This is a genomic window from Arthrobacter sp. GMC3 (genome assembly GCF_002929305.1).
Lineage (GTDB): Bacteria > Actinomycetota > Actinomycetes > Actinomycetales > Micrococcaceae > Specibacter.
This window is the reverse complement of the sequence record NZ_PJIO01000019.1, coordinates 1-12,433: the sequence shown is the minus strand read 5'-3', so window position 1 is coordinate 12,433 and position 12,433 is coordinate 1. Positions and strand designations below refer to the sequence as shown.

Sequence of the window (12,433 nt, the reverse complement as noted above, 5' to 3'; positions counted from 1 at the left end):
ATTGACTGGCTGGCGGACAGGGCGCTATTGCCTTGCATCTGCTGTGTAGCTCTAACCTTATCCAGTGTCAGCGATCTACCGAAACAGCCAGCAACAATTCCGGTCCGCGCCTGTTATATTCCTTGGCCCCCCAGCGAATCCCCAGAACCAGGTAGCCGGCCCCCAGCACCAATCCGGCCACCATCGCCAGCCAGCCAAAAAGCGGCACACCGGTGACCGCGGCGGTGACAACAAGGGCGCCGACGGGCACACACAGCAAACCCGCCCCGCCAAATCCGGCCAGCTGGATCAGGACTGCGGAGAAGTTGTTGCCAGGTTTGGACTTCATGGGGCTCTCCCCCGGCAAAGCCACATTCATGATGAAGCGGGCTGAAAAGATGCTGGCCAGGCCAAGGCCGGCACCCGTGGCGCCTAGCATCAAACCCAGCATGGCCGGGAAGGCCGCCCAGCTCCCTGAGACGACAGCTCCCGCCACGATGAACATCAGGCCCAAGGGAAGGGCCAGGACGGCGGCAGCCACGACACGCCCTGCCCTGTCCGCCCGGCCCGAAAGTCCGGTGGCCAGGTGTAGCGCGAACGCCGTGTTGTCGTAGGAGATGTCAGAGGAAATGCTCCAGGCAATCATGAATGCCGCGAACGCGCCACCATAGCCCAAGATGGTGCCCACGGAGCCCAGCCCACCGGCCTGGCTGCCAGCGAATACGAGCACCAACGGCAACAGTGGGGCCACGATCAGCCCGGCGCTGTAGCGCGGATCGCGGATCCAATACGTAAGGCAGCGGGCAGCCACTGCGCCAGCAGGAGTTTGCGGGAACCAGGCAAAGAAGCCCATCTTGCCGGCGGCTCGCCGGGTTCCGCCAGCGAAGGCAGGGGTCACGAGGGCTTTGGCGAGACAAACTTTCCAGATCCAGGCCAGTAATGCCACGGTGGCCAGGGCAATGACGAATTTGAGCCCGGCCACGCCGTAGGCGCCCTTGGCTACCTCGGCGGGGATTGCCCAAACGGCACCCAGCGGTGTCCAAGAAAGCGTGTTGGCCAAGGACGGCAGATAGTCCGAGAGATCATTGATACTCGAGGAGACACTGCCGATGATGGGTCCTAGAAACATCAAAGGGACGAGCAGAACAATACCGCTAAGGTCCTTGAACCGCCGGGAAGAGGCCAGGCTGGTGCTGGCAGCGGTGATGGCCCGTGAAGCAACGATGCACGTCAGCGCCGCCAGGGCACCGCACAGCAGGGCAACAATTCCGGCCAGCGGGTTGCGCCACCACGAGGCGGCGGTGCCAAGGGCGGCCAGCAAGGTCACAGCCCCGGGTATGCCGATGAACCCTGAGAGGGCAAGGCCCACCAGGAGGCTCTTCATGGGAATGGCAAAGGTGGTAAACCGGGCAGGATCCAAGGTCATGTCCAGGCCCGAGGCCACCACGGGCACCACCAGCCAGCCAAGGAAAACAGCCGAGCCCGCCAAAACCGTCACCATGCCGATTGTTTCCGGCTCGGCGGCACCAAGCGCGGCGAGCCCCACCAGCACCATGACCAGTAAGCCTAGACCGTAGATTCCGGCAAAGACAAGCCCAACGATCTGCATGGTGCTGCGCTTGAGTGAATTGCGTAGGAGCGTGAGCTTGAGCCTTAGGAGGTGCGCAACCATTGCAACCCCGCACTCTGGTTCCGGCCGCCGACCAATTCCACAAATTTATCTTCCAGGCTCTGCCCGCCACGGACCTCATCCACCGTGCCAGCGGCCAAAACGTGGCCCCCGGCAATGACTGCCACGTGATCGCACATGCGCTGGACCAAGTCCATGACGTGGCTGGAGACAATGACGGTACCGCCGGAGTTGACGTAGTCGGTGAGGATGTCGCGGATGTTCGCGGCCGACACCGGGTCCACTGACTCAAAGGGTTCATCCAACACCAGCAGGCTGGGGGCGTGGATCATGGCCGCAGCAAGGGCGATCTTCTTGGTCATGCCGGCTGAGTAGTCCACCACCAACGTGCCAGCATCTTTGGCCAAATCAAGGACAGACAAAAGGTCCTGGACACGGTGTGCCACGGTGTCCTTGTCCATGCCGCGCAGCAACCCCGCATATGTGACGAGCTGTTCACCCGTGAGCCGGTCGAAGAGGCGCACTCCGTCGGGCAGCAAGCCCATGAGTTTCTTGGCCTCGAGCGGTCGTGCCCACACATCCACCCCGTGCACCCAAACCTCGCCTGCATCCGGACGCAACAGTCCCGTGGCCATGGACAGCGAGGTGGTCTTCCCGGCGCCATTGGGGCCAACGAGCCCATAAAAGGAGCCCGCGGGGACATCCAGGTCAATACCGTCAACGGCGACCTTGGCGCCGAAGTGTTTGCGTAATCCGCGGATGGACAGCGCCGGGGGCTTGGGGGAAGCGGCCGGGGCATCAAGTCTAAGAGGAGAAATCTCGGTCATACTGCAACACTAACAACTGTGGTGACGCACACAGCCCATCCGAAAGGATTACATTTTCAAAGCAAACAACCCGCAAAACGTCTGGCAAAACGCCCTGCGAAGCGGCGTTGCTGGACTGTTTTGCGGGTTGTCGCTGGCGGCGGGCTAGAACAGTGCGCGGGCCAATGCCTGGCGTGAGACGGAGACGCGGGGGTCACTGACGCCAATCACGTCGAAAAGTTCCAGCAGGCGCACACGGGCGGTTTCCCTCTCGGGGCCAAAATGCAGTGAAATGAACTTCACGATGCGGGCAAAAGCGTCCTCCACATGGCCGCCGGTAACATCCAAATCCGCCACCGCCAGCTGGGCTTCGAGATCGTCAGGGTCCTGCGCAGCACGCGTCCGCAACGACTGTGCCTGATCCACGTCCAGTTCGGCTGTACGGCGCATGAGGTGAACCTGTGCCAGCCCAACCTTGGCGTCGGCGTCGTTCGGCTTCTCCGCCAAGGCCTTTTCGTAGGCCTCCTGGGCGGCAAGCAAATCGCCAGCCTCGATGGCGTCATAGGCGGCCTGGTGCAGGGGCGGCAGCGGCGGGGCCGCGGCTGCCCCGGGATCGGGTGCGCCGCCCAGGTTGCCAGTCACCCCATTGCTGGCAGCAACCTTTAGCAACTCATCCAGCAACTCCTTGACCTGCTCCGCCGGCATGTCACCTTCAAACAAGGGCACTGGCTGCCCCTTGACCAGGGCCACCACGGTGGGAAGGGAGACAACACCAAAGGCTGCGGCAATCTGCGGGCTGGTGTCGGCATCTACCCGGCCCAGGGCGATCTTGCCGCCAAAGTCGTTCATGAGCCGTTCCAACATGGCGTTGATCATCGCGGACTGGTTCGAGCGCCCCGATCCCAGAGCGACGACGACAGGCACTTTTTGGGACAAGCCCACAAACTCCTGGAAGCTTTGCTCGTTGACGTCAACAGCGTAGGGCGACCCGCCGTTGGCTCCTGGCGCCGGGGCCGCTGCCCGGTTCTTGAGAGCGGAAAGGTCGACGGCGCCACGAAGGTTGATCCCGGGCGTTGGGTTGACAGGGGCGGAACTATTTTGGCTCATGAACTCACTCTATCTGTGCAGCGCCCGCGACGTTTTGATTCACGCCGCGGGCGAAACTTCACCTGATAAATGCTATTTGAACGTGGCGCTAACAAGGTCACGCGTTGCCGAAACAATGGTGATCTTGCCATCTGCGGTCGGCGGGATGTACATCACCACGGGTTCGGCGTAACTCACCACCACACCGGTGGAGGATTCTTGCCCTCCTGCAAGGGCGGCAGCGGAAGCATTGGGCACGTTAACCTTTGCATCCTTCTTGGGAGTTGAGTCCACGGAGAAGGTATAGCCAACCACTACGAGGGCGCCGCCGTCGGCCGTGCGCATGGCAAAGGTTTCCTTGTCATCGGCCTTGTGGCTGAACACCACTGTGGCGTCCTTGGAGTTCTCCAAGGTGGTGCTTTGGTAGGTGCCCACATCAGTGATGTAAACGCTGTCCTTGAAGCTCGCCTTCCACTTGCTATCGGCGGTGACAAGGCTGTCACTGAGGGCAGCCACTGCATCCTTGGGGCTCATCAACAAGCCGGAAGCCGCATCCAAGGGCACACTTGCGGAGCCTTCCTTGTCCACTGCCGGGAACGTCTGCCCTGGCAAAAGTGGGGACGCCATGACGAGCTTGTATTGCTCGCGCGGGCTGTTCTGGACCATAGTGAGCAACTGCGGCAGCGGGTTGTTTTCGCCCTGGGTTACCAGCATCGAGGTGCGCGGCCAGGTGTCCGAGGTGGAGACCACCCTGGCAAGCAGCCTGGTGCTGTTTACCGGCTGGGGTGCCGCCTCCGAGTCAACCGTGGAGCGGATCTTGTAGTTGGCTGTTCGGGCCGCCAGTGCCAAGCCCGAGACGCGGCTTTCTAGTTCCTTGGCGTTCTTGGCATTGTCCCCGGTACCTACCACCGTCGCCACTGATGTGGCGATGCGCTGAACTTGGCTTTCCAGCAAGGTCGGGAACCCGGCCTTTTGAGTCACGGCTGGCGCCGACGGGGTGGCCGTTGCCGTACTGGTGGCAGACGGCGTGGACACGGGGGCGGTGCTAGTGGCGTCCTCGGCAACGGCCGGGGCAACGCTGCCAGCCAACAAAACGGCCGCGAGCGCGGCACCCCAACGGGCCTTCACCGAAGCACCCATCATTTTTCCTGACTTTCGGCCGTCCTGCCCATCCGTGGAGGGCAGGATCGAGAACTCATTTCCCCCGGACGTCCGAGGCTTCCGAGGCTTCCTGGGCTTCCGGCCCTTCTCGACGGCAGGGCTCTCCTTGGCAGTACTGGCGTCGCTACTTTCGGCTGGCTTCCCGCCCTGGCCCCCGGACGGATCATTGTCAGGATCCTTGTCGTTGTCCGGGCTCTTGGCTGAATCAGCGCTGGAATTGTCCGCCGGAGCATCCTCGTTCTTGTCCCCATCCAAGGAATCCTTCGTCCCATCAAGGGCGATGCTCGCCGTCCCAGGTGTCACAACACCCAAGACATCCGTCGGCAAGGATGCGGCGGCACCGTGGTCCTGCTGCTCGTCGTCCTTGTCGTTGCTGGTATTCGCGGAGTCACTGTGACCGGAAATAGCGTCGCGCTCGGCGCGGTGCAGTTCGGCGATGGTGGAGTGGTCGGAATCCGGAGCTGCCGAGCCGGAGTTTTCCTTCGCGGCGTTTTCCTTTGCGGCCAGGATCTTTGCAACCTCCATGGCCCCCGTCGCGGGGTCAGAGGGAACTCGGCCAGCCGTGCGGCGACCGGCGACGGCCACCTGCGCGGCCGCAGGCTTGCGGGGGCCAAGCCACAGCATCAGGGCCGCAAGTGCCAACAGCACGGAGCCGATGATCATCAGCGGTACAGCCCACGGGGTCCCGGCATCATTGGCCGTCGTCAGAGAAATATCGGTGGGTGCCGGTGCGGTGCCATCGGATGAGACCAGCAGGGCCCAGTCGCCGTGTCCGGGGCTCTCCCACGTGTAGTTGAGCTCACCGGTTGCTTTCTCCTCGGTGACCCACATGTCTGATCCGGCCGGATTGGGAACAGTTTCCTTCCCCGCCTTGCTTTCGGTGTTCAATGCAGAAAAGTCCGAATTTGCTCCGGTGACCGTGGTGTGTGCCGCGTCGCCGACCCAGCCGTTAATGTCCCGCACCTGCCCCACGGCAAGCTGAATGGGGCCAGCTGACTTGATGGTCAGCGTGAACTTTCCATCGTTAGTGGCCAGCACATCAGGGGAAATAACGGACAGCGGTGCAGAGGCAACCGAGCCACCAACTGATGCTGTGACGGTGGCAGGCGGCAGCCAAATGGTGCGCTGGCCTATCCCCAATCCCAGGACCACCAGACCCAATATGGCCAAAACAATTGCAATCTTTGAACGCAAGAACATACCTAACATTGGCGGAAAATTACTTTCATCGTCACTCCAAGGGTAACCGAATCGTTATCTTTGGGGGTGTTTGGGAGTCAAATCTCACTCTCAGCGATACTTGGCGGTTCTTCCCTGTGACCATGGAATACCGGAAACCACCTGTCTAAAATGGCTCTTGAAGGCCCTATGCGCTGGTAATCTCGAGTCACTAAGAACGAGAGGAGCAGTTGTCCTTCTCGTGCCACTCGGATACGAAGGCAGCCTTCCTTGAGCTCCCACCATGAACCAGAATCGCCTGAGCCGAGTACGCCGGTCACACCCGATTCGGTTGCCCCCCAGAACGACGACGCGGACGCCCCTGGCACCGAAGTCAGCACTGAGGAAGCCCAGGAGACGGCCACAAGGCACACAGGCTGGCGGTCATGGGTCGCCAAGATGGTCAGCAAGCCACTGCCCGGTGCCCAGCCCAGGGTCCGCTTCGACCTGCCCTCGGACTCCTCCGATGCTTCGGCTGCTTCCCACGAGGCGGCCGAGAATGAAACTCCCACCCCCACCGGCATGTTCCGGCATCCCATCTACTTTGGTTTCATGGGAACCGTTGGCGTTGGCATCGCCCTGTTCCTGAGCTACATCCTGGCCAACACAGAGTCGCTTCTGTTGTGGATCGTCACGGCCTTGTTCATAGCGTTGGGCCTGGATCCGGTGGTTCGCTGGCTAGAACGGCGCAAGGTTCCACGCCCCGTGGGCATCATCGTGGTCCTAGGCGCGTTGCTTGGCCTTGTAGCGATCTTCTTCGCCACACTCATTCCCACCATCGTTGAGCAGACGACCCAGTTGGTGAACAAGGCTCCCGGCTGGATCAACGACTTCTTGAACTCCGATTTCTTCCAGCAACTTGACGTCCAGTACCACGTGCTAGACACCATCAACGCCCAGGTTGCCAAGTTCTTCCAGAACGCTCAGGCCGTGGGCGGCATTTTTGGTGGCGTGGTGGGTGTTGGCACAACCATCGCCAACGCCCTCTTTGGCACCTTGATTGTGCTGGTCTTGAGCCTGTACTTCCTGGCATCGCTGCCCGGGATCAAGAAGTGGGGATACCGTTTGGCACCACGCTCACGGCGAGCACGTGTTGAAGAACTGAGCGAGGAAATCACCCGCGGCGTGGGCAACTACGTGATTGGTCAAGTCTGCGTGGCTGCCCTGAATGCCACTTTCGCCTTTATTGTGATGACCATCTTGAACGTCCCCTTCAGCATTCTGCTGGCGTTCGTGGTGGCACTGCTCGCATTCATCCCCTTGGTGGGGGGCATGATCGCAGCCGTGGTTGTCATTGCGGTGAGTCTTACAGGCGGCTGGCAAACGGCGCTGATCTACGCCATCTGCTACATCGCCTACCTGCAGTTTGAGGCCTACTTCGTTTCCCCCCGCGTCATGCAAAAAGCAGTGGCTGTCCCGGGTGCCGTGGCGGTTATTTCGGTAATTGCCGGTGGCAGCCTCCTCGGCGTCCTAGGCGCACTGATCGCCATCCCCACGGCTGCAGCTGTGATGTTGCTGATGCGGGAAGTCTTCATCGCCAGGCAAGACAAAAACTAAACCGGCAGCACAGCCACCGAGCCCTGCCACTGGACCGGAAGCTCCACGGTGGTCCCCAACACCGTGGAGACCAGCTCATTCAAGGCTCGGGCCGCATACTTCTCCCCCACCCACAGGTGCTTGGCACCGTCTACCGCCACCAGATGTGCCTGCGGGACGGCGGCAAAGCGTTGTCCGGCGGCCGCCGGTTGAAGGTAGTCGTCAAATTCGGGCACCAGGACCGTCAGGGGCTTGCCATAGGCAGCCCACAAGGCCAGATCGGAATCTTCGGCACGGTGCAGAGGCGGCGACAGCAAGACTGCACCCTCGACGGATTCTGCGACAGGCGACAGTGCCCCGTATTTCAAGACGAGCTCGGTGCCGAAGGACCAACCCACCAGCCATCTGTTCGGCAATCCACGGTCCACGGCAAACTGCACTGCCGCGGCAACGTCCAGGCGCTCGCCCCGTCCCTCGTCGAATGCCCCGTCACTGGTTCCGCGGGGGGATGAGGTGCCCCGGGTATTGAATCGCAGTACGGCGATCCCGGCCAGGGCAGGCAACCTGTAGGAGGCCTTCTTGTAGACATGGGAATCCATGAAGCCGCCGTGGGTGGGCAGCGGATGGAGGGTGATCAAGGTAGCCCGGACAACGCCGTCGGCCGGTAACGCCAGTTCTCCGACCAAGGTCAAGCCGTCGGCGGTGGTCAGTTCAATATTTTCCCGGAGTGCCGGCAAAATGGTGGCCGCCCGGATTTCACTGGGTGTTCCGGGATCAGCAAAGACAAGGGATACAGGGTCAAAAGCCATGCCTTCAACCTTATCTGTACCGGTAGCTGCGCGTGCGCCAGCAGTTGCTGTGCCAGTGCCGGCGTTCACGCAACCCCGCCTCGGCACCGAACAAAGCATCTTCCTGCCAGACCACCAGGTGGGCCACACCCGGCTCCACTGAACGGTGGCACCCCGGGCAGGTGTAGACCTTCTGCGCGTTCCTGGCTGTGATGGTGCGCACCGCCCACTCCCCGTCGGGTGCTGATTCTCGCTGGGGAATGCCCAGCCGGGCCCGGTCCAGATCCGGTTCTGGCTCTGCGGCTGCGCCCCCGGAAAAGGATGAGCGGCGGCGTCGCGGTTGGTTTGAACGGGGCATCGTTCCATTCTGCCGCACCAGCCACGGCCCCGGCGAACTTGGCCCGTCAACCCAGCGGCTAAAGTGGGAGGCGTGCGTTTAGTGATTGCCAAGTGCTCCGTCGACTACGTCGGACGCCTCAAAGCCCATCTTCCCCTGGCTGTTCGCCTCCTTGTGGTCAAGGCCGACGGTTCCGTCCTGGTCCACTCCGACGGCGGCTCCTACAAGCCGTTGAACTGGATGAGTCCGCCCGCCACCATGCGGACGCTCAGTCCGGACGACGTCGAGCTTGAAAGTGGTGTCATCGAACAGTGGATCGTTCAGTCGGCCAAGACTGACGACCGGCTGATCATCAACATCTATGAGCACATCAGCGACTCCAGCCACGATCTGGGCGTGGATCCTGGCCTGATCAAGGACGGTGTGGAAGCCGATCTGCAACGCCTATTGGCCGCCCAGATCGACTTGTTGGGCGACGGCTACACTCTGATCCGGCGCGAGTACTTCACAGCCATTGGCCCGGTGGACATCTTGGCCCGTGACGGCAAGGGAGCCACGGTGGCCATTGAGCTCAAACGCCGCGGCGACATCGACGGCGTGGAGCAGCTCACCCGGTACCTGGAATTGCTGAACCGGGACCCCCTGCTGGCGCCCGTGCGTGGGATCTTTGCCGCACAGCAGATCAAGCCCCAGGCCCGGGTTCTGGCAACTGACCGTGGCATCGAATGCAAAACACTTGATTACGACGCGATGCGCGGCGTCGATGACAGCGAATCCCGCCTGTTCTAGGGACTCTCCGGCCGTGCCAACGCCAGCGGTACAGGATCTGACTAGACTTGACCCATGACTGAATCCCATGGCACAGCCGAGCAAACGCCCGTCAAAAAACTGATTCACGGTTCCATCGTCACGGACCATGGGGTGATTGAAGGCGGCCTGCTAGCCATCGAGGGCGATCGGATCGTTTTCGCAGGTCGCGCCGACCACTTTGACGAACCTGACTTCGATGCCTCCGACGTCGATGCCGCCAATGTATTCGCCGTCCCGGCGGGCCAGCGGATCATCCCCGGGCTGGTGGATGTGCACAACCACGGCGGCAACGGCGGGGATTTCCCCAGCGGCAACGAGGCCTCCGCCCGCAAGGCAGTGGAATTCTTGCACCGTGCGGGCACCACCACACTGCTGGCAAGCATGGTCACCGCATCGCCTGCGGACCTCCTTAACGGCATCCGCCTTTACGCCAAGATGACCCAGGAAGGGCTCCTGGCCGGGATTCACTTGGAAGGCCCCTTCCTTTCCCATTCCCGCTGTGGCGCCCAGAACCCCGCGTTCCTGCTGGAACCAGATCTGGACCTTACTACCGCCTTGATCGAGGCCGGCGCCGGACATATTTCCACCATGACGTACGCCCCCGAATTGCCCGGTGCCGCTGACCTCGTGGACCTGCTCACCTCCCACGGAATCACCCCCTCAGTTGGCCACACGGATTGCGACACCGCCACGGCCGCTGAGTCTCTTGAGCAGGCCCGCGAAGGCCTGGACTCCACAGGGTTCGACGGCGTCTCCGGACGTCCCACCGTCACGCACCTTTTCAACGGCATGCCCCCCATGCACCACCGCTCCCCCGGCCCTGTGGCTGCTTGCCTCCGCGCCGCCAAAGCTGGCAATGCCGCCGTCGAACTCGTGGCAGATAACACCCACCTTGACCCGGAAACCGTCAAAACCGTGTTCGCATTGGTGGGCGCCGAGAACATCCTGCTCGTCACCGACTCCATGGCCGCCGCCGGATTGGCAGACGGCCAGTACATGCTGGGGCCCTCACCCGTCACCGTGTCGAACGGTGTTGCCACCCTTGACGCCACCGGCTCGATAGCCGGAGGCACTGCTACTCTCTTGGACGTGGTTCGCCGGACAGTGGGTGCCGGTGTGAAGTTTACCGACGCACTGCGCTCGGCAACGGTGGTTCCGGCAGGGGTGCTGGGGCTGACGGATGAAATTGGTTCATTGCGCCGAGGCCTGCGCGCAGACGCGCTGATCGTTGACGCCGACCTGCATCTTCAGCGAGTCATGCGCGCCGGAAAGTGGCTTAGCTAGTCCCCATCCGCGAACTCTCACTGCTCGCAACGTTGCAGCGAGTCCCTCGCGGACGTTTGCCCAGCCGTTACCCGTGGTTTGGGTGGTGGTACTTGATGTGTTTTCCGGTGAGGAAGTATTCGAGAATGCTGGGCGGGGTTCCTGGCGCGCTGGCGGTGTGCTGTAGCGCCTTGGTGATGGTTTTCTTGAGCCATTTTGGGTAGGCCGGTGGTCGTAGTTCGTTGGGCTGTTCGGGGTGGTCGCGGCCGGAGGGCGATGTCCAGCTGATCCGGCCATCTGGTGTGGTGGAGGGTGTCCAGCCGCGCAGACGGATGCCGGCACGGTCCGGGTCCTGCTCGGCACGGTAGTGGCCGTGTTTGTCTTTGTCGTCTTTGAGGTGTTTGAGCGCGTGATGCCTGGCGCAGGCGGGTCTGAGGTTGGTGTGGGTTGATTTCCCGCCGTGTTCCCACGCCTGGACATGGTCCAGCTCGGTGTCTAGGACGGGGTTGGTGCACTGGGGAAAATAGCAGCACTGGGCCATGGCGCGCAGCACGGCACGCTCTGAGTCACGCACCCAATACCGGTCCGGGTTCATGTCCAGGGGTTCGTTGGTGATGGGGTCGGTGAACAGCCGCAGGAAAGTGGTGGAGTTTGCCAGCAGTTTCCGGGCGATGGTTTCCGGGATGGGCCCGTAGCCGATGAGTTCGGCGGGTTCGTTGGTGATTCCCAACGCCCCGAGCAACGGGACCGTGACAAGGATCTGCGCCTCGGGCAGGGGCGGATCCGTGATGACCTGGCCGTTACGGGTGGCCGCGAGCATGTCCAGGTAGTCCTGCAGGGGGTCCTCCGGGACACCGTCGACCACGCCGTCAGCGTATCCGGGCGTGGCCATACGGATCCCTGCGAAAAGGGGAGAATCCGGGTCCACGGTAAAGGAACCCTTCGTCGATAAATCCCACGGGGCCGGATCAAAGAATACAACACCATCCCCGACAGCACTGACCGGATCGGTACTAGCCGCTCCGGCGCTCCGCGCCTGGCCTCTCTCCCCCGTCGCGTCCTGTTTGGTAGCACGGGCACCGGTGCCGCCCAGTCTCGATGGGGCCATGACTGCGCTGGCCGCTCCGGCCCCAGTTCCTGCGGAAGCGCCGGCGTCGCTGCTACCGGCGAGCCCGTTGTCTGGTGGGGCGGTGTGCCCGTGCTGGCCGGTCGGTGATTGGCTGGTCCTGGGCTGGTTGATTCCGTGGTGGCCCAGGAGTAGTGCGGTGGCGATGTCGATGCGCAGTTGGGTCAGGGTTCGGTGCTCTTCGGGGGATTGGTGGGTGCGGGCCTGCCGGGTGCAGTGGACCCAGATACCTTCGGCCGCCGGTGCGGGCAGGTGCAGGGTGAGCCAGGACATGCCGTCGCGGCCAGGTTCTAGGGTCATGGCCCGACCCAAGATGGCCTGTTTGGTGCGGGTAGGTAACGATTCCGGGTGGGTGCCTTCGCGTAGCCGGCGGGCTTTGGACTTAAAACTGGTGGCGGTTGACCCCGGCGCCAGCCTCAGTAGGTGCTGTTCAAAGTCGGCAAGATCAGCCTGGCTCATGCCGGGGGTTTGGGCGAGTGTGCCGGTTTCGTCAAGGACGGTCCCTATATGCCGCCACGACAATTTCCCGGCGGTCAGGGCGTCCCGGGTGGCTGGGTGGGAGGCCACGAGTTCGGTGGCGTGACGAACCAAGGTGGTGGCGGTACCTTCCGGGATGCACAGCACGGTGGCGATCTCCGCGCGCGCCGATTGCTCGGCCATCCCCGATTGCCAAGGATCCAATGCCAGCGCGGC

10 protein-coding genes are annotated in these 12,433 nt (G+C 62.5%); 3 read left to right on the top strand and 7 right to left on the bottom strand.

Annotated elements, in window-relative coordinates; translation table 11 throughout:
* Positions 1–67: 67 nt before the first annotated feature.
* From CXQ94_RS19485 to CXQ94_RS19470, 4 genes are all read right to left on the bottom strand, one after another.
* Positions 68–1,651, bottom strand: a complete 1,584-nt coding sequence (locus tag CXQ94_RS19485; protein ID WP_104092262.1) for a transporter — start codon at positions 1,649–1,651, stop codon at positions 68–70.
* Entirely contained in the window at positions 1,633–2,436 is an 804-nt protein-coding gene (locus CXQ94_RS19480) for an ABC transporter ATP-binding protein (RefSeq protein ID WP_104092261.1), read from the bottom strand. The genes CXQ94_RS19485 and CXQ94_RS19480 overlap by 19 nt, the downstream gene beginning before the upstream one ends.
* Positions 2,437–2,580: 144 nt before the next feature.
* Positions 2,581–3,522: a tetratricopeptide repeat protein gene (locus CXQ94_RS19475; RefSeq protein WP_104092260.1), complete on the bottom strand. Its 942-nt coding sequence runs from the start codon at positions 3,520–3,522 to the stop codon at positions 2,581–2,583.
* Positions 3,523–3,594: 72 nt separating this feature from the next.
* Entirely contained in the window at positions 3,595–5,856 is a 2,262-nt protein-coding gene (locus CXQ94_RS19470; RefSeq protein ID WP_146070371.1) for a hypothetical protein, read from the bottom strand.
* A 423-nt stretch (positions 5,857–6,279) separates the two neighbouring features.
* On the opposite strand from CXQ94_RS19470, the gene CXQ94_RS19465 reads away from it, so the two are divergent.
* Positions 6,280–7,437: an AI-2E family transporter gene (locus tag CXQ94_RS19465; protein WP_104092303.1), complete on the top strand. Its 1,158-nt coding sequence runs from the start codon at positions 6,280–6,282 to the stop codon at positions 7,435–7,437.
* On the opposite strand, the gene CXQ94_RS19460 is transcribed toward CXQ94_RS19465, so the two are convergent.
* Together CXQ94_RS19460 and CXQ94_RS19455 are read right to left on the bottom strand one after the other, a co-directional pair.
* The gene (locus CXQ94_RS19460) at positions 7,434–8,225 is read right to left on the bottom strand and encodes an alpha/beta hydrolase (RefSeq protein ID WP_104092258.1); all 792 of its coding nucleotides are present in this window, start codon (positions 8,223–8,225) and stop codon (positions 7,434–7,436) included. The two genes, CXQ94_RS19465 and CXQ94_RS19460, sit on opposite strands and share 4 nt — an antisense overlap.
* A 10-nt stretch (positions 8,226–8,235) precedes the next feature.
* Positions 8,236–8,562, bottom strand: coding sequence for a hypothetical protein (locus CXQ94_RS19455; protein ID WP_104092257.1), 327 nt, complete (start codon positions 8,560–8,562; stop codon positions 8,236–8,238).
* A gap of 72 nt (positions 8,563–8,634) precedes the next feature.
* On the opposite strand from CXQ94_RS19455, the gene nucS reads away from it, so the two are divergent.
* The gene (nucS, locus tag CXQ94_RS19450) at positions 8,635–9,330 is read left to right on the top strand and encodes an endonuclease NucS (protein WP_104092256.1); all 696 of its coding nucleotides are present in this window, start codon (positions 8,635–8,637) and stop codon (positions 9,328–9,330) included.
* A gap of 54 nt (positions 9,331–9,384) precedes the next feature.
* Positions 9,385–10,635 carry an N-acetylglucosamine-6-phosphate deacetylase gene (locus CXQ94_RS19445; RefSeq protein WP_104092255.1) on the top strand — a complete coding sequence of 417 codons (1,251 nt, stop codon included), beginning with the start codon at positions 9,385–9,387 and terminating at the stop codon, positions 10,633–10,635.
* A 67-nt stretch (positions 10,636–10,702) separates the two neighbouring features.
* On the opposite strand, the gene CXQ94_RS19440 is transcribed toward CXQ94_RS19445, so the two are convergent.
* On the bottom strand, positions 10,703–12,433 hold a 1,731-nt coding region (locus tag CXQ94_RS19440), incomplete at its 5' end, for an HNH endonuclease signature motif containing protein (RefSeq protein ID WP_104092254.1).

What these genes read in the sequence shown, in the direction of transcription:
- CXQ94_RS19485 (WP_104092262.1), bottom strand. Translation starts at nt 1,651, where the DNA reads ATGGTTGCGCACCTCCTAAGGCTCAAGCTCACGCTCCTACGCAATTCA.
- CXQ94_RS19465 (WP_104092303.1), top strand. Translation starts at nt 6,280, where the DNA reads ATGGTCAGCAAGCCACTGCCCGGTGCCCAGCCCAGGGTCCGCTTCGAC.
- CXQ94_RS19445 (WP_104092255.1), top strand. Translation starts at nt 9,385, where the DNA reads ATGACTGAATCCCATGGCACAGCCGAGCAAACGCCCGTCAAAAAACTG.
- CXQ94_RS19460 (WP_104092258.1), bottom strand. Translation starts at nt 8,225, where the DNA reads ATGGCTTTTGACCCTGTATCCCTTGTCTTTGCTGATCCCGGAACACCC.
- CXQ94_RS19455 (WP_104092257.1), bottom strand. Translation starts at nt 8,562, where the DNA reads ATGCCCCGTTCAAACCAACCGCGACGCCGCCGCTCATCCTTTTCCGGG.
- CXQ94_RS19480 (WP_104092261.1), bottom strand. Translation starts at nt 2,436, where the DNA reads ATGACCGAGATTTCTCCTCTTAGACTTGATGCCCCGGCCGCTTCCCCC.
- CXQ94_RS19475 (WP_104092260.1), bottom strand. Translation starts at nt 3,522, where the DNA reads ATGAGCCAAAATAGTTCCGCCCCTGTCAACCCAACGCCCGGGATCAAC.